Source organism: Phyllobacterium sp. RCAM01083 (assembly GCF_055685835.1).
The window spans coordinates 1,548,829-1,568,361 of sequence record NZ_JBVFZN010000005.1 but is presented as its reverse complement, the minus strand read 5'-3'; the positions used below and the strand labels follow the sequence as shown (position 1 = coordinate 1,568,361).

The window sequence follows — 19,533 nt, the reverse complement described above, 5'->3', positions numbered from 1 at the left end:
GGTGGCTGAATCCACCTTTGGCCAACCGCAGGATCGAAGAGAGTTTTGTCGGGTCACAGGCAGTTTTAGGAATTTGTTTGCTCACCTTTTGCATCGTTTTGGGCGATGCAGGCTGTGCATGGTGCGGCGTGTGAAGAATCGCTTCTCCCATAGTTCATTCGCTCCCTGACGACGTTCCGCTCCCGGCCCATGCCGAAAGCCCAATGCTGTGGTTCGTATACGGATATTCCCGGATCATACGACGGACAGTCGATCCTTGCCTGGATCATTCAATGGAGAGGTCAGTCAACTCTTGCCGTTTACACCCGGTGCGACGGTTTCGCCTGGTACGCCAGCAAGATAATCACAATGACTGCAAGCAAGAAATCAAGATCACGCATATCCGTAACCTCCTGCATTCCAGGGCGGAATATAGCGGGAAACGTGCCGGTTTCCAAATCACAACATGTCGATCCGGCCGGCGTGCAGCGCGCGGAGCGCTGCACATGTAAAAAACGGTGAGCCGCGAAGCCCACCGTTTCAAAAAATGACGTGACTGGAGATCTCATCATCGCAGTTCAGCAATGCAGTCCTTCTCCATTGCCAAACACAATTCATATGTTTGTTGGGCCAAGGCCTGAGTATCCGGGGACGGGCCCCGGATACATCTTCAAATCCTGTTAAGGATTAGAAGTTGCGCTGGAAGCGGATCATGCCGCCGAATGCATCGTCGTTGCCGCCGTTGGCAATCGATACATCCTTACGATGACCGTCGAACTTGGTGTAGCTGACTTCTGGCGTAACTGTGAAGCCAGGAACGAGCTCGTATGCCAGGTTCAAAGTACCAGCAACGGTGCCTTCGGATTCGTATGCAACCTGTGCATTGACAGTTGCCTTATCCGTAACCTTGGCAGACAGACCACCCCAAACAGCCCAGTCGCCTTCCCAGCGGCCGAACCAGTTCAGGCTGCGTGCATGCGCGTAGTTATCGTCGAAGTTCGACTGATAGCCACCCATGACGAATGCCTTGACTGTGTCGGTGAACTTGACGTCCAAACGAACCTTACCGGCCCATTCTTCGATAACCGAGTCATAACCAGCAACAGCCGAGATACCGCCCCAACCCTGCTCGTACTTCACACCGCCGACTACATGCGGCATGTAATCGTTGATGCGGTAGTCGTGCGAAACGCCGTCGTTGTCGGATTCGGATTCGCCCTGTTCAGCACCGATCATGGCCGAGAAGCCATTGCCAGCTGCGAACGTGTAGCTAACCTGGTTGGAAGTGCCGGACTGATAGTTGATCACGTCGTCGTTGATGACGCTGCCGGCATAACCGGTCCACGAACCGAACAGTTCGTCAGCAACACCGATGCGGAAACCGCCGAGTTCGATGAACGCGTTAGGAATGAGGCCACCGCTGTTGGAACCGTTCGTGTAGTTGAAACGTGTTTCAATGTACGAACGCAGTGTGCCGAGTTCTGTTTCCGAACGGGCGTCGAAACGAACTGTGGCGCGTGTGCGCTTGTAATAGGTGTCTTCGTTCAGGCCGTCGGAGCCCTTGATGCCGCTGACATGGCCGCCGGTGTATACGCTGTCGCCGCCCTTGGCGTCGTAACGGACATAGCCGCCGATCTTCAGGCAGGTCTCGGTGCCAGGAATGTAGAAGAAGCCCTTGCCGTATGCATCGCAAACGCGAACGTATTCGACAGCTTCAGGTTCGGCGACGACAACTGCGTCAGCAGCGCGCGCGCCAGTTACTGCAACCAGAGCTGCAGCGGAGCCGAGTAGCAGGCTCTTAATGTTCATTGTTGCTCTCCATGAGATTGGTAGTGACAATTCGGTATTCTGCGACTTTGGTCGTAGAGTCAAATGTCAAATTACAAATCTTTAATGCCGGGAGCGATGGGATTTTTATTGTTGCGGATTTGCAACTATAAGTTAACACAGGGTTAATATCAAGTATAATCACCATGAATACTTTAACGTACAAGCATATCATGCTATTGTAACAAAATTGTGATAGGGTTTGTAAATATTATCAGGTTTTCGCTTGGTATTTCCGCCAGCTGCGTGGCGCCGGCGGTCTGGTGGATCTGCTGTTTCCCGTGCCTGACCGCCCGGTTTGAGTCTGGAGGCGGCCACGTCCGTTCGTGGCAGCGGGTGAGACGTCAATCAGCCCGCCCGACCCTATCCTTAAGTTGATAGCAGTCGCGCCTTGCCCTTGCGGGCAGCTTGGTTGTGGCTGATTCTGAGCGCAATTGATACGCCATTCAACAATGGCTGCAGCCAGCTGCAAGACACGCATGGGTGACATGCCACGTCCGAAATGCGGATTATCTGTGCGATGTCAGAAGTTTAATTCTCGCCTTTCGTCGTATACGCCTGACGAGCGCCTGCACATCGGCTGTGCAATCCTGAAAATTCATCTGAGCAGCGCGACTCTGCTCCTCCGCCTGAACGATGATTTTTTCCTTGCAGCTCTGTCGTCCCAGAAACTTAATTCTTGTTCGCATGTTCCACACCCCTCATGTCTTATGACTTTTTTTGAGAGACCTCTTATATGCAATGATTCCGGGTGGTTTGGAATATATCCGGTGTTCAAATGCCGGGCTGGCCATACACGAAACAGTGAATAAACCTCGGCGCGCGACTGTCCTATCGGTTGGCGCTGCGGACGGAGGAGGGTGGAGACTTGGTGTTTACAAAAGATGAGATAACTGCCCACGCTCTGGTGATCGTCGATGTGCAAAATGCCTTCATCACGGGAGCCGAAGCCGTCCCGGATAGCGTCCAGCTTCAGGGTGCGGTGAAAAGGCTTCTCGAGAATGCGCGCGCGGCCAAGGTGCCGGTTGTCTTCCTGCAGAATGACGGTCCTGCCGGCGCGGTTGACGCGCCGAATACCGATGGCTGGCAATTGTTCTTTCCGCCTGAGTCGCGCGAAGCGGTGATCCGCAAGTCCAAAGATGATGGCTTCGATGGCACCGGGCTCGAGAATATGCTCCGTGCGCATGGCGTCCGGTCGATGGCGATCTGCGGCATGCTGTCGGAAATGTGCCTGGCGGCGACGGCGCGAGCCGCGCTGGAAAAGGGATTTGCGGTGATCCTTTCCCATGATGGCCACGCAACCTACGATGTGCCGGCTGGTCCGGGCAATTCAGAGGCTGTTCCCGCACGGTTGGCGGCGCGGGCGGCGGAATGGTCGCTGGGTGACGACATCATCCTTTTGGGCGCCGCGGGCGATATCCGCTTCCAGACGGCCCGCCGCAGGTAAAATGCTTCCGGGGCTTGCCGTTGGCCAATGGCGGGGCGAATCTCCTTAGCGCAAAAGGCGCAGGAAGAGCGTGCTTGCGGCAACCCCGAGGGCTCCGCCCGCCGCCTTCACCACGGCATCGAGCAGCCGGGCATGCCGGGTGGGGGCAAGCATCTGCGCCAGCTCGAAACCGAAAGCCGCGCCAACCACCAAAACCAGGATGAGCAGCCACCGCCGCGGATAGGCCGCTGCAAAGACGAAGCCAAGCACGGCAAAAGCGGCAAAGCGCTCGACATTGACCGGCAAGCCACTCTCCGGCCGCAGGCTGATGGGGTCGACAGTGATGAAAAGTATGGCTGCGAACAGCAGCCAGGCGGCGATTTGAATGAGCTTCATGCATACCCCATAGCGCATTCAACGCCTGGTTCCAATCCGTCACAATCTGCAATTTAGGGTAAAGCCGGATGTCGGCGTACGGGGGGCGCAAACTTCACGCTGCGCGGTACCCGTATCCTTCGGGTGAGGCCCGGCAAGGGGCATCGGGGGGTGATGGGATGCCGAGCCTCCGTTGCCCGAAGGTGACAACGTGCGGGTGATAACACGAGAACCTGAGCAGGAGATTATCCGAACCTGAGGCGAAACTGAGATGCAGTCCGGCCTCGGGGACAGCATGTCTGCCGGCGCGCTGATGCGCCTGTGGCGAGGCCCAGTGCAGCGCCGAGCGAAGGCAGGCACGCACTGGACCCCACGCTTGGGTTGCTCAAGCGAAGCTCACTTGCCAAAGGCGTTTGTCACAATCAAGCCGTCATGTTTCCCGCGTCGTCCTGTGTCGTTCATTCAGCCGCGGTAATGGACCCGGTACCTGTCTTCGACCGGCTGTCCGACCGTTGCCTTGACCCCCAGGACGAAATGGATCGAGATGATCTTGTCGGCCTCTACTCCCGCTTCGGACAGTGCGGCATTCAGCGCCTTGATCGTGGCCGCGACTTCCATCTCCTTGACCGGTATCTGTTCGTTCGTCGTCATCATTCGTTCCTTTACACAACGGGAAATGCCTTGGCCCTACCGGGCCTGGTTCGTTTGCCCCGGGCGCCGCTCATGCGCGCCCTGTCAGGCATGTCCGATATACCGCGCTGATATACATTGGCATAATATAAGAATTGTCATATTCTAATAGGCATAGACTATGAGTAGGTCATACCTGCCGTGCGATGGGCCACCAGCCGCATGAAAGTGGCTCGACCATCGGCCTGTATTGAAAGGAGCATGATCGTCATGACGTTGTCCGGCCTGTCGCTTCGCGATCTGGAATATGCCATTGCGGTTGCGGATCTGGGCAGCTTCGGCAAAGCCGCCGAACAGTGCCGGGTTGCGCAGCCCTCGCTTTCCGTACAGGTGAGCAAGCTTGAAACGCGGCTGAAGACGGTGATTTTCGAACGCACGACGCGGCGGGTCATCGTCACGCCGCAGGGGCAGGAACTCCTTGACCAGATGCGCCGTGTGGTGCTGGAGGCGCGCCGGCTGCTGGATCTGTCCGTCCGGTCCGCGGAGGCCTTCGGCGGCACGTTGCGCCTGTCGGCAATCGCCACACTTGGCCCCTATTATTTCCCGCGCATTCTCCAGAGCTTGCGCGCGCACTACCCGGCGCTTGCCTTCGTGCTGGGTGAAGGGCGCACCGACGACCTCGTCACGGCTCTGCTGCGCGGTGACCTCGATGCCGTGCTCATGTCGACACCGTCCGGAGAACCGGCCTTGAGCGAAATCCCGCTGTTTCACGAACCGTTCGTGATGGCCTGTCCCGAGGGACATGCGGCAACGTTGGCTGGCGGTGCCGGATGGAAAGATCTGTCCGCCCATGAGCGATTGCTGCTGGAGGAGGGGCATTGCCTGCGGGATCAGGCCATTGCCGCCTGTGCGGAGATCGACACCACGAACCGGCATGCGACCAGCCTGGAGACCCTGAAATATATGGTGGCTGCAGGCGAGGGGTGTACCCTGCTGCCCGTCCTTGCGGTGAGTGACGTTCATGGGCTGCACTACCTGCCGCTGCAGGGCAGCGGATATGCGCGCACCATTGTCCTGGCCTGGCGGCGCAGCGATCCCCGGACAGAGGATTTTGAACAGCTCGGCGCCAATCTGCGCCGGTTTCAACATCCGGCGATCCGTACATTTGCCTGAGCGAGGACAAGCGTCATAGGCAATGTACAGTTTTATGCAGGTTTATACTTTTATGTCATGTTGCCATTGGGATTGCGGCTTATGACCAAAGGGAATGAGAGGATATGGGACAGGGGGGGTCGTTTCGTGAACGCACGTCTTTCGTGGATAGCTTGTGTTTTCTTCAGCCTAAGCTTGATGGTTGTGGGGTCAGCCGCAGCGCAGGAGGCGGCTCCGGCTCTGTCAGGTGACCTTGCCGAGCTGTGCGCACCCGATCCGCAGCATCCCCCAAGCCTATGGAAGATCAGCAAGAAATTGGATCAGGGGGCATGGCGGTCGCGCCTGTCCTGTGATTCCGGCGCTGCCCCTTCGTCCGGGCCGGTGTTGCGCCTCTCCGTGCATCCGGGCGACGCCGTTGAAAAAGAGTCCGACGAAAAATCGACGGAACGTGTGGAAATCCAGATGCGGAAGGAGGTCGTCAAGTTCGATGCGCCGACCTGGTACCGCTTCCGGTTCCGTCTTGAACGTCCCTGGCAGGGCATTGGCAACCGGACAGTCATTCATCAGGTAAAGCAGAACATCCAGGCGCGTGACGAGAAGCCGCAAGGGGCGTGTCCCGCCGCCAATCCCCTGTTCAAGGTCGAGGCCCGCCCGTCGGCCACGGGGGCGGATTTCCTGGTCAAGGTGCGCGGAACCAGCGACTGCAATCTCGGGGAATCCAGAATAATATGCGGTCCATGGCACCTGGACCTGGACCACTGGAATGATGTGAAGGTCATGATCAAGCCCAGTCTGAAGGAGGGGGCAAGCCAGGTGCAGGTCTGGCTCAACGGGCGCGGTTGCGATCCGTATACAGGGCTTCTCGGCTATACCGATCATGGTGTCCATGATGAATCCGGCCGCCCGTTTATCGACGTCCAGCCGCGCTTTGGCATTTATCGTGATGCCCTGCCGGACAATGTGCAATCGATCGATTTCACGGGCATCCGGTTTTGGTCCGCAAATCCGGCAGGCGATCCCTCGTGGTCGGACAATCCGTTGCCGATGCGATGATGCCCGGTCATCAACACCGCTGTTCACATCTTAAGGCATTTCTAACTATCCGGTTCGGAACCGTCACGGGATTCTCTAATTCTTGACGACTCTTCGCTAGGCATCTCGCCGACAACGGAGCAGGTGCCTATGCGCGAGGATATTTCAGGATTCAGTGTACCGAGATGGCGGCTGACACGCTGGTTGGCCGATGCTGGATCCAATGTGCCGGGCTATATTCGATCGGAATTGATTGCGAGCCTGTTCGGAACATTACCGATTTTTGCCGGCGGCGTTATCAATACAATTCTGGTATCGGCATTCATCGCATACCGGATACCGCGACCGGAATTCATCTTCTGGCTGGGATGTGAATTGCTGATCTGCAGCGCGAGGCTGGTGGTGCTGCTCATCAGCCACAGGAATGCCAAAGCGGGCAAAGCCACGCCTACCGACATTTACATTCTGCTGGCTCTGGCCTGGTCAGGCGCCGTCGGTTACGGCTGTTTCATCAGCATGATGAGCGGGGATTGGGTGGTGGCAACGCTCGCCTGCCTATCAGCCGGCGCCATGGTGGGGGGCATCTGCTTTCGCAATTTTGGCGCGCCACGTCTTGCCTCGGTCATGATCATCTTGAGCCTTGGGCCTGCTTGCCTCGGCGGTGCGCTGTCGGGCGAACCGATCTTATACGTCACGCTTCTGCAAATTCCGCTTTATCTCATCAGCATGGCCATGGCCTCGCACAAGCTCAACGCGATGCTGATTGCGACAAAGCTCGCTGAACGCGAAAATGAGCGCCGGGCAAATGAAGATGCGCTGACGGGCCTGCTGAACCGCACGGGCCTGCTGGCACACATCAATGATCGTTTATCGGCGCTGCAGCAGGATCAGACAGGCTTTGCCGTGCTTTATCTCGATCTGGATGGCTTCAAACTCGTCAACGATCAATACGGCCACGCAAGCGGCGATGAGGTGCTGTATGAAGTGTCGAGGCGGATTTTAGCCAATCTCGGGCCTGAAGACGCAGCGGCCCGTATTGGCGGCGATGAGTTTGTGGTTGTGAAAGCCAGCGAGGACGATCAGGACCTTACGGCGTTTGCGGCGTCAATCTCTGAAAACATAGGCGAGCGCATCCGCTTGAACGTCGGCAGCAGCGTGGAAGTGGGGTCCAGCATGGGAATTGCCCTTGCTCCGCGGCACGGTAGTGCAGCCGGCGTTTTATTGGATAAGGCCGACAAAGCTTTGTACCAGGCAAAGGCTGCGGGAAAGAACAGGCACGCGATCGCACTTTAGATCCAGCCGAATACGGAATATCCCCTGTCCATTTGAGACGGGCGAGGACCTTGGCTCGCCCTGTCTTTCCGTGGCCGTCCCTCAGGCCTCGGGTTCGTGGCAAACCATTTCGATGTTGTGCCCGTCCGGATCAATGACGAAGGCCGCATAGTAGTTCGCGTGGTAGCGCGGGCGCAGACCCGGCGCGCCATTGTCTTTGCCGCCCGCCGCCAGAGCCGCCCGATGGAAAGCGTCGACCTGCTGGCGATTCTCGGCCGTGAACGCCAGATGAAGGTGCGCCGGCTTCTCCTCGGTCTGGTACAGGCACAGGGAGGCCTTGCCCTTTGGGCTAAGCTCGGCACCCTGCGCCGGCGTCGTCCCCTCTGCGATGACAGCGATACCGAGCGGTTCGAGTGCCTTGAGGTAGAACGCCTTGCTGGCTGCATAGTCGCTTACGCCGAATTTCACATGGTCAAACATGGCTTCTCCTGAAGTGTGTGGGCCTGGACGCGTCCGCCGAACCCGGAGCGGAACAGAGCGTCATGCGCCTCCTGGTCGGGATCATAGCAGCAGTCCTCGACCAGGCGCACATCGTAGTCCGCATCGCTGGCCCAGGTGACGCTGGAAAGAACGACGCCGGTGGTGCTTATCCCTGCCATGACAAGGGTGCTTACACCGCGCGTCCGAAGATCGGCGTCGAGCGACGTGCCGTGAAAGACGCTGGCCCGCGGACATGCATAGAAAAGATCACCCGGTTCGATCGCAAGCCCCGCAACGGGGCGGCCGGTGCGAAAATGTCCGGACGATATATAGGGCGAAATCTGGCGGTTGCTCGCCGGTGGTGCGTGTTCATAGGCTTCACCCAGCGAAAAGTTGGGGAACAGCACCGGCCGGCCGGTGGCGCGCCAGCGCCTGATCAGAGTGTTGCACCGATCCAGCAAGGGCGACGGCTGCTCCCCGAACAGGATTGCAAACACGTCGGCTTGATAGTGCATAATGACGAGGGCCGCCCTCTCGATATAGCGGCCCTGGAAATCGATCAACATGACGGTCCTCCAAAATGAAATCCGAATTCCGCATTCGAATCATCCCGTTTAGCCCGGCGAGTATGAGGTAAGGGTGGGGAAGGTAAAGAAATCCGTGGGACGTTCGGTGCCGAAAACGCCCACGCCGTGCATTTGTGTGCAGTTTGTTCTTTTTCTTCCAAATCGGCTATTGCCAAAAAAACCCCAATATTCTAGGGGTTCGGCACCGGCGGAGCGTAGCGCAGCCCGGTAGCGCACTTGACTGGGGGTCAAGGGGTCGTCGGTTCGAATCCGGCCGCTCCGACCATTTATCCCGCCAGATCAATCATTGGCTGGATAGATCGGTTATCAAAAAGCCAGACCTCGGGTCTGGCTTTTTTGCTTGGCGGTGTACGTCGCGATCAGGGTTGTATGATCCGTTTGCCGGAGCTTTCTCCGGTTTGGGCTACCGCAAGGCGTCAAAGCCGCCAAAATCCCGTTGTGACTTACGCCAATGCTGGAAACCTCCAGTCAACCGATTGCAGGCGCGCGTTCCCTGCGGCAGCCATATATGACTGTCGTTGTAAGCGCCATCCACAGTGTGCCAAAGAGAATCGTAACGACATTGGCAAGGACAATATCATGCTGAAATTCGCCAAAGCGTGGATACACGTATTGAACGAGCGGCATGAAGAGTTTGTAATATGGAAATGTATTGTTGGCCAAATGAATGATGATATTTGCAAGCAGCAGGACGAAAAACTGTCTGCTGCTCTTGGCCAGGCCATACAACACACACGAAAAGACATGGAAACCGAAGGCGGTGAAACTGAGCGAAAAATAGACCAGGAATGATGTGAGGGGTACCTGGTATAGACCGTTGTTAAGCAATGTCAGTGTTAGGGATGTGGCCTTAAAGAGCATCTCCGTAAAAGCATACCCAACGCCAAACAGAATGTAATTACTCAATTTTCTTGTTTTTATTACATATAATATAAAAATATATTTTGACATTTCCTCGATGGTGACATTCAACATCAGGTAAAAATGAGATTCCTTGCTATAAATATGGAGGCTCATCGCGAATATTTGCGCGATATCAATTGGAGCTGACGCTATCGAGCAGGCTAATCCATAAATTAAATACTTTAGATCACGCGTCTGTGAACCGCGCACCATCAAAATCAGAAACAAAGTCTGACTCAGAATCGTAGAAACTGCGATGGCCTGAGAGGTGGAAAACATCAAGGAAATAGCTCTTGTAAAATAGGTCTTGACCGGACCAGGTATTCGCTTCGCGGCGAATACCTGTGCTTTTCAGCAGCGGTAAATATCAATGGCTATCTTTCGGCGGAGAAACCATCGTTCTCCAGCCAAAGACCAATTCCAATTCTTCGCTTGTCAATACGCGCATAATAATCACCTTTGAAATTAATCGGTTGCGTTTGAAATGCTTCGATTTGACGAAAAATACTGAGACCAAAACGGTCTGATATTCATTTTAAAAACAATATTACACGTGCTGGAGCCAGCCAGAATGTTGTTACATATTCCTGACATATTGTCATCAGTCTCTGCATTGCGGCGATGGCCTGCCGTCAAAGCTTGTCCGGCGTGGCACCCGTCCGCGATTCCAGCCGGTAGCGATTGCCGGGATAGACCAGATGGACCAGCGAGACCACGGTGTCGCCCGACCAGGTACGGCGGCGGATGGCAAGGCATGGCTCGCTGCGCGCAATGCCGAGCAGCTTGCGGTCGCGCGCCGACGGCATGGCAGCCTCGACGATATGTTCCGACCCGCTGAGCGGGGCAATCGCGCTGAGATAGGCGTTGGGCGTGCGCGCCGTAAAATCCTGCGCCAGATAATCGGGAGCCGCGCGCGGATTGACGAAACGATCCTCGATCTGCACGGCGACGCCGTTTTCCCGGTGCACGATCACCGAGTGAAAGACGGGTGCGCCGGATGGCAGCTCAAGCGCATCGGCGACGGCACAGGCGGCGCTTTCCCGTGCCAGACGAACCACTGACGCGCCATGGACATGGCCACGCTCGATGATTTCATCGGCGATGTTGCGCACTTCGAACAGCGTTGAATGGCCCTTGCGCGCCGCGACAAACGAGCCGACGCCGCGGATGCGCACCAGCTCACCCTCATTGGCAAGCTCGCGCAGGGCGCGGTTGGCGGTCATCTTGCTAACGCCCAGTCCGGCCACCAGCTCGTTCTCCGAGGGGACGCGATGCTCGGGCGGCCATTCGCCGCTGTGAATGCGGCCAAGAATCATCCGTTTCACATGGGCATAAAGCGGCGCACCATAACGTGTGGCGGGTTGCTTCTTGAGCATGGCATCGGTCATCGCAGGCCCTTCATTGCTCATTCCTTGTGCAGGATCAGAATTTGCCTCGCTGTGCGACTTTCCCTCTTGCGCGGCACAGGGGATGTCATAAGGTACCATATACAACTTGCCAAAAGACAAAAGCTCAAAAGCCACCGCAGTGTGGCACGGGAACACGGGTTCAACACTTGCCAACCTCAAGAGGAGAAGGCTGATGAAACTACACAAGCTCCTGCTGTCGGGTGCGATGGCGCTTTCCGCGCTGTCCATGTCTGCGGCCCATGCGAAGGACTGGAAGACGGTCACGATCACGCTGGAGGGCGCCTATGCGCCCTGGAATGTCACCAATCCGGACGGGACGCTGGGCGGCTTCGAGCCGGAACTGGCCGCACATATGTGCGCCGAGATGAAGGTCGAGTGCAAACTGGTGGCCTCCGATTGGGATGGCATGATTCCGGCGCTCAACGCCGGCAAGTTCGATGTCATCATGGATGCGCTGTCGATCACCGACGAGCGCAAGCAGGTCATCGATTTCACGATCCCCTATGCCAATACCCATGCGGGTTTTGCCACCCAGAAGGACAGCCCGCTGGCCAACGCGGCCGGAACCGGTTCGGTTCTCAAGCTCACGCCGGGGCAGACCGGCGTTGCCGAAATTGAAGCCATGAAGACGGCTTTCAAGGGCAAGACCATCGGCATCCAGGCGGCGACCGTCTATGCCAAGTTCATCTATGACAATTTCGGCAGCATCGCCACCGTGCGCGAATACAAGACCGGAGCCGAACGCGATCTCGATCTGGAGTCCGGCCGTATCGATCTTGCCTTCGACGATGCGGTGTATTTCGGCACGACATTCGAAAAGGCCAACGGCGCGCTGGTTTTCACCGGCCCTGAATTCGGCGGTACGATCTTCGGCATCGGCGAGGGGCTGGGCATCCGCAAGGCCGACACGGATCTGAAGGCCATGTTCGACAAGGCCATCACCGCCGCCCTGGCGGATGGTACGGTCAAGACCCTGTCGATGAAGTGGTTCAAGACCGACGTCAGCCCGTGACTATCGCCGCGAGGCGGTAACGTCCTCTGGATGAATGGGGCATTGTCAGAAAGGCGCGGCATTTGCAGCATCTGACAATGCCCGCCTATACTCTGAAAAACCGGATCAACCGGGCGGAGCGGGAACACGGCGCATGTGGATAATCGAGGTGCTCGGATTTGGACAGCAGGGCTGGGGCGGGCTGCTTATCGCCGGTGCGCTGATGACCCTGTGCGTGACCATCGTCGCACTGCTTCTCGGCGCTGTTCTTGGCACCATGGTTGCCTGGGCGAAACTGTCGGGAAACAGGGTTCTGAGCGCGCTCGGAAACACCTATACGACGGTGTTTCGCGGTGTTCCTGAACTTCTGATCATCTATCTCATCTATTTCGGCGGATCGGGCGCCGTCACCGCCATCGGTCGCTATCTCGGCTATGAAGGCTTTCTCGGACTGCCGTCCTTTGCCGCGGGCGCGCTGGCGGTCGGCATCATCTCCGGCGCCTATCAGGCGGAGGTCTATCGCGGCGCTTTTCTGGCCATTCCCAAGGGAGAACTGGAGGCTGCGGAAGCCATCGGCATGCATCGCGGCCTACGCTTTCGCCGCATCATCGCGCCGCAGGTGCTGCGTTTCGCCATTCCCGGTATCGGCAATGTCTGGCAGCTGAGCCTGAAGGACTCGGCGCTGGTTTCGGTGACCGGGCTGGCGGATCTGATGCGTACGAGCCAGGTCGCCGCCGGATCGACCCGGCAATATTTCCTGTTCTTCATTGCCGGCGGCTGTCTCTATCTCGTTCTGACCAGCCTGTCGGACCGGCTGTTCAACCGGGCGGAGCGGCGCGCCAACCGCTCCATGCCGTCGTCCCTCGGTCAGGCCTGAGGAGCGGTCATGGATTTTGTCTTCATTTTCCAGACCATGAAAACCCTGCTGGCAGCGGTGCCGATGACGCTGGCGCTGTTTTTCCTCTCGATCTTCTTCGGCGGTCTGCTGGCCTTGCTGATCGTGTGGATGCGTGTCGCCAAAAACCCGATCCTCAGCAATTTTGCCAAGGGTTACATTTTCGTGTTCCGCGGCTCGCCGCTGCTGATCCAGATGTTCCTGGTGTTTTACGGCCTCGGTCAGTTCGGCTTCATCCGCTACAGTTTTCTCTGGCCGTTCCTGCGCGAACCCTTTGTCTGCGCCGTGCTTTCTCTCGCGCTGTGCACGGCCGGTTATACCGCCGAGATATTTCGCGGCGGTCTGCGGGCCGTTTCCGTCAAGGAAATCGAGGCCGCGCGCTCCATCGGCATGTCGGGTTTTCTGCTCGTCCGCCGGATCATCGGACCGATCGCTTTCCGCCATGCGCTTCCCGCCTATTCCACTGAAATCGTCATGATGGTCAAATCGACCGCGCTCGCCAGCCTCGTGACGGTGTGGGAGGTCACGGGCGTGGCGCAGCGTCTCATTTCGCAGACCTACCGCACCATGGAAGTGTTTTTGTGCGCGGCGGCGATCTACCTCATCCTCAATTTCCTGATCCTGCAGGCCATGGCGCTGCTGGAACACCGGCTTTCCCACCATCGGCGCGCTGTTCCGCGTTTGCCTTAAGGAACCTCGTATTATGGTGCATGAACATTCCGCCGATCCCGCCGCAACAACCGTCAACCGGCTTTCCGTGCGCAATATCCGCAAGAAATTCGGTTCACTGGAAGTCCTGCGCGGGATTTCGCTCGAAGCCCATGACGGCGACGTCATCTCCATTCTCGGGTCGAGCGGTTCGGGCAAATCGACGTTCCTGCGCTGCATCAATCTTCTCGAAATTGCCGATGAAGGCGAAATCTGGGTGGATGGCGAACACATCAACATGGTCAGGAAGCACGGCAGGAATGTCCCCGCGAGTTCGAAGCAGGTGGACCATATCCGCGCGGAGCTCGGGATGGTGTTCCAGTCGTTCAATCTGTGGTCGCATATGACCATCCTGCAAAACCTGATCGAAGGCCCCGTTCACGTGCTCAAACGCCCCCGGGCGGAGTGCATCGCAGAGGCGGAAGCGCTTCTGGAAAAGGTGGGGATCGCGGAAAAGCGCCATGCCTATCCGGCCCATCTGTCCGGCGGTCAGCAGCAGCGGGCAGCCATTGCCCGCTCCCTGGCGATGAAACCGAAGGTCATGCTGTTTGACGAGCCCACCTCGGCGCTCGATCCCGAACTGGTCGGTGAAGTGCTGCGGGTGATGCGCTCGCTGGCGGAGGAGGGGATGACGATGCTCGTCGTGACCCATGAAATGAATTTTGCGCGGGATGTTTCCAACCGCGTCGTGTTCATGCGCGAAGGGCTGATCGATTGCGACGGTTCGCCGGCGGAGATGTTCAGCGGCGCAACCTCGCCCGCATTCCGGCAGTTTATCGGTAATTTCCGGGGGTAGGGCGGATTCTGCCTTTGGCGGCCTTCCGCCGGATGAGTACGGCATTCACGGCAAATCGGGCTATCGCTTCGGCATCCCGGTTGCCGATGATGAATGCGGCACGGACAAAACGCTCCAGAGTTTTCCGTTCCGGATCGTTGTCATCCGCGATTTTCAACGTGCTTGCCGCCTCGTCCAGCGCCTGCTGCATGAGTTCGCCGTCGGCCGTTGAATAATTCGGATTATCGGTATCTAAAAACGTCAATGACCATTTCCACCCATTATTTTATGTGTTGGATGCAACCGGTAGTTTATAAATTCTACTTGTATAAGAAGCTTGATTTAATCGCCTGATGCTGCGTTGAAATTGCGTCTTTCTCAAGGTAACGCACGGAGGCGACATTGGAAATCTATTATAAGTGATTATCCGGCTGTGGTTCCGAAGTGCCTATTGACGCTAAATATATAACTGGAATTCATAGGAAAAAAGCGCTCGGGTAGAGCCTGTCGCGACGGCTTCACGCGCTTGCTTCAGAAGCGGCGGGCGCCGGCGAATATCGGGCTTCCAGCGCGACGCAGCCCCAGATGATACCCACAAGAATGTAGAAATGGCGCCAGTGATCGGTATCGATGACATTGCCGATCGCCACATGCGAGAGATAGGTGAGATAGGCGCATAGCAGGAAGGGCTGCCAGGGCCTGTCGCGAAACAGGATGCGCAGGCCGAGACCCAGCGTCAGCATGGTCAGGATCAGGTAGCTGACGAAGCCGATCCAGCCATAATCAAGCGCCGCCTTCAGCCAGATATTGTGGGTATCCTCGCCATAAATGGGCCCGAACTCCAGCGGTCCGATGCCGAGGGGATGATCAACTGACATCAGCAGGCCGTACCAATGGCGGGCGAAGCGCCCGAACTGGGCATTGTCGTAATCCTGCACCAGTTGGGCGCGTGCAAAGAACAGCTCCGACACACTGGGAATCTGCAGCGCGATGACGATGGCGACGAGAAGAATCGCGACCGCCAGGCCGGCAAGCAGGATGATTCTGATGCGGAAGAGGCGGCTCGGGCTGCGGATGAACAGCGCCAGGGCAAGGCCGGCAATCACCAGCACGGCCATGCCCCATGCGGCACGGGAAAACGACAGGAAAACGCCGAGGGTGAGGATGAGCGTGGGGATGAGGCGCAGCGGCAGGGTGCGCAGATCGCCCACCAGTATGCCATGCACCAGCCAGGCAATCGGCAGGATCAGAAAGGGACCGAAGACGTTGGGATCCTTGAAGGCGCCCATGGCGCGGCCATAGCGCGTAAAAACCTCCGCCCCCGGGAAGGCGTCGAAATAGCCGAGAATCCCCAGCATCGTCGTACAGACCGCCGCGATCACATAGCCGTTGAAGATCGCCTGCAGAATGCGGTGGTTGCCTTCGATGATCGCAGCGAAGAACACCGACGTGAGCGCCAGAAACAGCGAGACGGCCATATACATCGGCGCGGTCTTCAGATCGGCCATCTGCGCCACCGACAGCCAGCCGCCGAGATTGAACAGCACAAGCGTTGCGAGAAGAACCACCACGCTGCGCGAGAAGCGCAGGCCGAAGAGTGCCCAGCCCACGATCAGGGTAGCCATGTATAATTCGTAGGGCGCGGGTTCGTTGATGACGAACCCGCTGAGGAACACGCCGAACCCGACGGCCGTCATCGAAAACATCCGGATCAGCGCACGGTTGCCGGCGGCCCTGCCGACGCGGGCGGAATCAGTGGGATCGGCGGCGGCGCTCAATAGGCGTTGTCCGTGTTGAGCAGGCGGACCGGTGTCAGGAACAGGATTTTCAGATCGAACCACAATGACCAGTTTTCAATGTAGTAGAGATCGAACTCCGTCCGCATCTTGATCTTGTCTTCCGTATCGATTTCACCGCGCCAGCCATTGATCTGAGCCCACCCCGTCACGCCCGGCTTGACCCGGTGGCGGGCGAAATAGCCGTCCACGACCTCATTGTAGAGCAGATTGTGGGTATGGGCCGATATGGCGTGCGGCCGGGGGCCGACCAGCGAAAGCGTTCCCATCAGGGAATTGAAAAACTGCGGCAATTCGTCGACGGATGTCTTGCGGATGATGCGTCCGACCTTCGTGACGCGCGGATCGTTCTTCACCACCGCATTGCGCGCCGTCGGATCGCACATTTCCGTATACATGGAACGGAACTTCCAGACCTCGATGATTTCATTGTTGAAGCCGTGCCGCTGCTGCTTGAAAATGACCGAGCCCTTGCTCTCGAGCCGGATGGCGAGGGCGGTCGCCAGCATGATCGGGCTGAAGACAATGATGCCGAACAGGCTGAAGACGATATCGAATGCCCGTTTCGCCACGGAATCCCAATCATTGATGGGCTTGTCGAACAGATCGATCATGGCGATCGAGCCGATATAGGAATAGGCGCGCGGGCGGAACTGCAGGTGATTGTTGTGGGCCGACAACCGGATATCCACCGGCAGGACCCAGAGCTTCTTGAGAAGCGCCAGAACGCGCTCTTCCGCCGTGATCGGCAGGGAGACGATGAGCATGTCGATATGCGCGATGCGCGCAAACTCGATCAGCTCGGAAATATTGCCCAGCTTGGGATAACCCGCGACGACGGGCGGGGAGCGCTTGGCATCCCGGTCATCGAAGACGCCGCAGATGCGGATATCGTTGTAGGGCTGCTGCTCGATCGAGCGGATCAGGTCCTCGGCCGGCTTGCCGCCACCGACAATCACGGCGCGGCGTTCCATCTTGCCGTTGCGGGCCCAGCGGCGGATAAGCCGCGACATGATCACGCGAAAGGCAATGAACAGGATCAGCCCGGAGACATACCAGGTGCCCAGCCAGACTCGTGAATAGGCTTCGGAAATCTTGAGGAAAAAGGCGGCCAGCGCCATCAGCGCAAAGGTGCCGGACCACGCCATCAGCAGGCGGCCGAAACGGGTGAACGGATTGCGCATCACCGCAAGCTGGTAACTGTCCGTGAGTTCCAGGATGAGCACGCCGACAATGGCGGTCACAAGAACGGCGGAGAAATAACTGAAGATTGCACCCCGCTGCAGGCCGACATACATCAGAAAGACCGTCATGCCGGTCAACAGGATAATCAGGAATTCCACGATGCGCATGATGCCGCTGATCATGACGGGCGAATTGCTGTTGCGCGCATATTGCGAGGCAATCTGGTAGGCGACAGGGCTGAGTTTGGCCTTTTCCGCCGGTTTGGACGACCCGGCATCGGCCGCAAGATCGCGCACGGCATCCCGCGAGAACCTGTTTTCCCCTTTTCTGTCTTTCATATTGCACCTTGAAGAGTTCGATTGATCCGTCATATCACGGATGAGCTAAGGAATGCTTGCCTGAAAAATGCATGCGGACGGGGTTCGGCCTATTCATTCAGCGCGGCGAAATATTCCGTCTCGAGCTGCGCCGCCATGCTGCCGGCGCTGAAGCGTTGCCTGATCTGATCGGGACCGGGAAGGGCAGCCAGATAGGCGGCGGGATCGCCGAGAACGGCCGCCATCTTGCGGGCAAGCTCCTGCGCATCCGGTTGCACCAGGGCGACGGAATTCTCACCCACTATCTCCGGAATGCCGCCGACACGGCTGACGATGACGGGCCGGCCGGCGGCCAGCGCTTCCAGGACAATGTAGGGCAGGGCTTCGGCGCGGGAGGGAATGACCACAATCCGGGCAAGACGAAACGCCGTGCGCGCCTGCATCGGCGGCAGGAACCTGATCTGCGCGCGCATGCCCGTCGCTTCAGCCTGCCGGACAAGCGGATCGCGCTCGCCGCCATCGCCGACCATGACGGCAGTCGGCGCTTGTCCGCCCATGGTGCCCGCGCCTGCCAGGGCATCGATAAAAATATCAGGCCCTTTCAGGCTGCGCAGTTCGCCGATGAACAGGAAATCCGCGGCATCCTTGTCCGGCCGGACGGGTTCAAAATCAGCATCCGCCAGACCGTTATAGATCAGCGCGGATTTGCAGCGCGGCGCGCCGACCTTGGTGATGTATGTGTCACGCTCGAAAGCGGAGACAAAGATGATCCGGTCGGTCATCCCTTCCATGAACCGCTCGATGCGAAAAATCACGCGGCCGGCCGTGGTGGCCGGGCTGTAGTGCAGGCTGCCGCCATGCGGGGAGTAAAACCGCGCAACGCGCTTTCCCGAAAGCCGCAGCAGCGAGCCGAACAGTCTGGCATAGGTGCCGCCCTTGGCGCCGTGCCCATGCAGGATATCCGGCTGCATTGCCTTGAGCGTCTTGCGGGTGCGCACCGCCGCCATCACATCGCCGGGGCCGATCTGCCGCTGCATGGCAATGCGTTTCATCCCCAATGCCAGCTTGTCCCGCATCTGTGCCAGAAGGGCCTCTTCGAAATCCCCGCCGGTCGAGGCGTCGCAGACAACGCCGACCTGATGTCCTGCCTTTATCTGCGCATCAATGAGATCGCGCACGTGCCGGAATATTCCCCCGACAGGTGCGCGAAAGCAGTGAACAATACGAAGGGATCGGCTGTCGCTCATCTCCCGCGATCAGAAGAAGCGCTCGCGCACATAGACGGTATCGCCGGGCAGGACGGGATCGGAAATCGTCACGCGGCCGGTGAGGATTTCACCGTTGAGCTGGCGTGTGATGTCGACATCCCCCTGATTGGCCCGGGCGCTGAAACCGCCGGCCGCGGCAATCGCCTTCTGGGCGGTCATTCCCGGCACGTAGGAATACTGACCGGCGGCGCCGACTTCGCCCATAACGAAGATCGGCCGGTAGCGGTCGACTTCCACGGCGACATCGGGGTCACGCAAATAGCCCTTGCGCAGCTTGGCGGCCACGGCGGCTTCGATCTGCTGGATTGTCTTGCCGCGGGCAGGCACGCTGCCGATGAGCGGCACCGAGATATAACCGGCCTGATCAACGCTGTAGGTATTGGTCAAGCCTTCCTGTTCGAACACGGTCAGGCGCACCCGGTCACCCGCATCGAGCAGGTAGGGTTTGTTGATGGCATCATGGAATGCCGCAGGGGCAGGGCGATAACTGGCGCAGCCGCCGAGTGTCATCGACACAACGCTGATC

At 58.2% G+C, this 19,533-nt stretch carries 20 protein-coding genes and 1 tRNA gene; 9 read left to right on the top strand and 12 right to left on the bottom strand.

The features are described 5' to 3' along the window. Positions 1-666 precede the first annotated feature (666 nt). Entirely contained in the window at positions 667-1,788 is a 1,122-nt protein-coding gene (locus ACZ25R_RS14405) for a porin (RefSeq protein WP_403172940.1), read from the bottom strand. Between the two features lie 889 nt (positions 1,789-2,677). Between ACZ25R_RS14405 and ACZ25R_RS14400 the strand changes: the two genes are divergently transcribed. After that, complete coding sequence (locus ACZ25R_RS14400; RefSeq protein WP_472461344.1) at positions 2,678-3,253, top strand: isochorismatase family protein; 576 nt, start codon at positions 2,678-2,680, stop codon at positions 3,251-3,253. Positions 3,254-3,298: 45 nt separating this feature from the next. On the opposite strand, the gene ACZ25R_RS14395 is transcribed toward ACZ25R_RS14400, so the two are convergent. Together ACZ25R_RS14395 and ACZ25R_RS14390 are read right to left on the bottom strand one after the other, a co-directional pair. Next, complete coding sequence (locus ACZ25R_RS14395) at positions 3,299-3,628, bottom strand: VanZ family protein (protein ID WP_472461343.1); 330 nt, start codon at positions 3,626-3,628, stop codon at positions 3,299-3,301. 441 nt (positions 3,629-4,069) lie between these two features. Next, positions 4,070-4,258 (bottom strand): hypothetical protein, encoded by a 189-nt coding sequence (locus ACZ25R_RS14390; RefSeq protein ID WP_472461342.1) that lies wholly within the window; start codon positions 4,256-4,258, stop codon positions 4,070-4,072. 249 nt (positions 4,259-4,507) lie between these two features. Here ACZ25R_RS14390 and ACZ25R_RS14385 point away from each other — a divergent pair, with 249 nt between their 5' ends. The 3 genes from ACZ25R_RS14385 to ACZ25R_RS14375 all read left to right on the top strand — a co-directional run bounded on the left by ACZ25R_RS14385 (position 4,508) and on the right by ACZ25R_RS14375 (position 7,714). Next, positions 4,508-5,410 carry a LysR substrate-binding domain-containing protein gene (locus ACZ25R_RS14385; RefSeq protein WP_472461341.1) on the top strand — a complete coding sequence of 301 codons (903 nt, stop codon included), beginning with the start codon at positions 4,508-4,510 and terminating at the stop codon, positions 5,408-5,410. 177 nt (positions 5,411-5,587) lie between these two features. Next, complete coding sequence (locus ACZ25R_RS14380) at positions 5,588-6,442, top strand: heparin lyase I family protein (RefSeq protein WP_472461340.1); 855 nt, start codon at positions 5,588-5,590, stop codon at positions 6,440-6,442. Positions 6,443-6,571: 129 nt separating this feature from the next. Beyond that, positions 6,572-7,714: a diguanylate cyclase gene (locus tag ACZ25R_RS14375; protein WP_472461339.1), complete on the top strand. Its 1,143-nt coding sequence runs from the start codon at positions 6,572-6,574 to the stop codon at positions 7,712-7,714. Between the two features lie 81 nt (positions 7,715-7,795). Here the strand turns inward: ACZ25R_RS14375 and ACZ25R_RS14370 are convergent, their stop codons facing one another. Both ACZ25R_RS14370 and ACZ25R_RS14365 read right to left on the bottom strand, forming a co-directional pair. Further along, the gene (locus ACZ25R_RS14370) at positions 7,796-8,173 is read right to left on the bottom strand and encodes a VOC family protein (RefSeq protein ID WP_472461338.1); all 378 of its coding nucleotides are present in this window, start codon (positions 8,171-8,173) and stop codon (positions 7,796-7,798) included. Beyond that, a complete protein-coding gene (locus ACZ25R_RS14365) occupies positions 8,158-8,739 on the bottom strand; it encodes a cysteine hydrolase family protein (RefSeq protein WP_472461337.1) in 582 nt (193 codons plus the stop codon). The genes ACZ25R_RS14370 and ACZ25R_RS14365 overlap by 16 nt, the downstream gene beginning before the upstream one ends. A gap of 209 nt (positions 8,740-8,948) precedes the next feature. On the opposite strand from ACZ25R_RS14365, the gene ACZ25R_RS14360 reads away from it, so the two are divergent. Continuing rightward, positions 8,949-9,025 (top strand) — tRNA-Pro (locus tag ACZ25R_RS14360). A 203-nt stretch (positions 9,026-9,228) separates the two neighbouring features. Here the strand turns inward: ACZ25R_RS14360 and ACZ25R_RS14355 are convergent. Then, the gene (locus ACZ25R_RS14355; protein ID WP_472461336.1) at positions 9,229-9,945 is read right to left on the bottom strand and encodes a hypothetical protein; all 717 of its coding nucleotides are present in this window, start codon (positions 9,943-9,945) and stop codon (positions 9,229-9,231) included. A gap of 350 nt (positions 9,946-10,295) precedes the next feature. Then, positions 10,296-11,051 (bottom strand): histidine utilization repressor, encoded by a 756-nt coding sequence (gene hutC, locus ACZ25R_RS14350; RefSeq protein ID WP_472461335.1) that lies wholly within the window; start codon positions 11,049-11,051, stop codon positions 10,296-10,298. 193 nt (positions 11,052-11,244) lie between these two features. Here hutC and ACZ25R_RS14345 point away from each other — a divergent pair, with 193 nt between their 5' ends. The 4 genes from ACZ25R_RS14345 (at position 11,245) to ACZ25R_RS14330 (ending at position 14,462) form a co-directional block, all read left to right on the top strand. Further along, positions 11,245-12,084 carry a transporter substrate-binding domain-containing protein gene (locus tag ACZ25R_RS14345; RefSeq protein WP_288193331.1) on the top strand — a complete coding sequence of 280 codons (840 nt, stop codon included), beginning with the start codon at positions 11,245-11,247 and terminating at the stop codon, positions 12,082-12,084. 133 nt (positions 12,085-12,217) lie between these two features. Further along, positions 12,218-12,940, top strand: coding sequence for an ABC transporter permease (locus ACZ25R_RS14340; protein WP_288193333.1), 723 nt, complete (start codon positions 12,218-12,220; stop codon positions 12,938-12,940). Positions 12,941-12,949: 9 nt separating this feature from the next. Then, the gene (locus ACZ25R_RS14335) at positions 12,950-13,648 is read left to right on the top strand and encodes an ABC transporter permease (protein ID WP_346306002.1); all 699 of its coding nucleotides are present in this window, start codon (positions 12,950-12,952) and stop codon (positions 13,646-13,648) included. 13 nt (positions 13,649-13,661) lie between these two features. Beyond that, positions 13,662-14,462 (top strand): ABC transporter ATP-binding protein, encoded by an 801-nt coding sequence (locus ACZ25R_RS14330; RefSeq protein ID WP_472461334.1) that lies wholly within the window; start codon positions 13,662-13,664, stop codon positions 14,460-14,462. Here the strand turns inward: ACZ25R_RS14330 and ACZ25R_RS14325 are convergent. The 5 genes from ACZ25R_RS14325 to ACZ25R_RS14305 form a co-directional block, all read right to left on the bottom strand. Then, positions 14,440-14,652 carry a hypothetical protein gene (locus ACZ25R_RS14325; RefSeq protein ID WP_472461333.1) on the bottom strand — a complete coding sequence of 71 codons (213 nt, stop codon included), beginning with the start codon at positions 14,650-14,652 and terminating at the stop codon, positions 14,440-14,442. The two genes, ACZ25R_RS14330 and ACZ25R_RS14325, sit on opposite strands and share 23 nt — an antisense overlap. A 307-nt stretch (positions 14,653-14,959) precedes the next feature. Continuing rightward, on the bottom strand, positions 14,960-16,219 hold the full coding sequence (locus ACZ25R_RS14320; RefSeq protein WP_472461332.1) for an O-antigen ligase family protein: 1,260 nt from the start codon (positions 16,217-16,219) through the stop codon (positions 14,960-14,962). Continuing rightward, on the bottom strand, positions 16,216-17,760 hold the full coding sequence (locus ACZ25R_RS14315) for an undecaprenyl-phosphate glucose phosphotransferase (protein ID WP_472461331.1): 1,545 nt from the start codon (positions 17,758-17,760) through the stop codon (positions 16,216-16,218). Before ACZ25R_RS14315 ends, ACZ25R_RS14320 begins: the two co-directional genes overlap by 4 nt. Positions 17,761-17,849: 89 nt before the next feature. Continuing rightward, positions 17,850-18,986: a glycosyltransferase family 4 protein gene (locus ACZ25R_RS14310; protein ID WP_472461330.1), complete on the bottom strand. Its 1,137-nt coding sequence runs from the start codon at positions 18,984-18,986 to the stop codon at positions 17,850-17,852. Between the two features lie 9 nt (positions 18,987-18,995). Next, a complete protein-coding gene (locus ACZ25R_RS14305) occupies positions 18,996-19,517 on the bottom strand; it encodes a polysaccharide biosynthesis/export family protein (RefSeq protein WP_223615777.1) in 522 nt (173 codons plus the stop codon). Positions 19,518-19,533: the final 16 nt, after the last annotated feature.

Bases quoted from the DNA above. Each gene is read 5' to 3' on its own strand.
- ACZ25R_RS14340 (WP_288193333.1), top strand. From the start codon at position 12,218: ATGTGGATAATCGAGGTGCTCGGATTTGGACAGCAGGGCTGGGGCGGG.
- ACZ25R_RS14310 (WP_472461330.1), bottom strand. From the start codon at position 18,986: ATGAGCGACAGCCGATCCCTTCGTATTGTTCACTGCTTTCGCGCACCT.
- ACZ25R_RS14305 (WP_223615777.1), bottom strand. From the start codon at position 19,517: ATGACACTCGGCGGCTGCGCCAGTTATCGCCCTGCCCCTGCGGCATTC.
- ACZ25R_RS14395 (WP_472461343.1), bottom strand. From the start codon at position 3,628: ATGAAGCTCATTCAAATCGCCGCCTGGCTGCTGTTCGCAGCCATACTT.
- ACZ25R_RS14405 (WP_403172940.1), bottom strand. From the start codon at position 1,788: ATGAACATTAAGAGCCTGCTACTCGGCTCCGCTGCAGCTCTGGTTGCA.
- ACZ25R_RS14325 (WP_472461333.1), bottom strand. From the start codon at position 14,652: ATGCAGCAGGCGCTGGACGAGGCGGCAAGCACGTTGAAAATCGCGGAT.
- ACZ25R_RS14370 (WP_472461338.1), bottom strand. From the start codon at position 8,173: ATGTTTGACCATGTGAAATTCGGCGTAAGCGACTATGCAGCCAGCAAG.
- ACZ25R_RS14365 (WP_472461337.1), bottom strand. From the start codon at position 8,739: ATGTTGATCGATTTCCAGGGCCGCTATATCGAGAGGGCGGCCCTCGTC.
- ACZ25R_RS14345 (WP_288193331.1), top strand. From the start codon at position 11,245: ATGAAACTACACAAGCTCCTGCTGTCGGGTGCGATGGCGCTTTCCGCG.
- ACZ25R_RS14375 (WP_472461339.1), top strand. From the start codon at position 6,572: ATGCGCGAGGATATTTCAGGATTCAGTGTACCGAGATGGCGGCTGACA.
- ACZ25R_RS14380 (WP_472461340.1), top strand. From the start codon at position 5,588: ATGGTTGTGGGGTCAGCCGCAGCGCAGGAGGCGGCTCCGGCTCTGTCA.
- hutC (WP_472461335.1), bottom strand. From the start codon at position 11,051: ATGACCGATGCCATGCTCAAGAAGCAACCCGCCACACGTTATGGTGCG.
- ACZ25R_RS14315 (WP_472461331.1), bottom strand. From the start codon at position 17,760: ATGAAAGACAGAAAAGGGGAAAACAGGTTCTCGCGGGATGCCGTGCGC.
- ACZ25R_RS14330 (WP_472461334.1), top strand. From the start codon at position 13,662: ATGGTGCATGAACATTCCGCCGATCCCGCCGCAACAACCGTCAACCGG.
- ACZ25R_RS14335 (WP_346306002.1), top strand. From the start codon at position 12,950: ATGGATTTTGTCTTCATTTTCCAGACCATGAAAACCCTGCTGGCAGCG.
- ACZ25R_RS14390 (WP_472461342.1), bottom strand. From the start codon at position 4,258: ATGACGACGAACGAACAGATACCGGTCAAGGAGATGGAAGTCGCGGCC.
- ACZ25R_RS14385 (WP_472461341.1), top strand. From the start codon at position 4,508: ATGACGTTGTCCGGCCTGTCGCTTCGCGATCTGGAATATGCCATTGCG.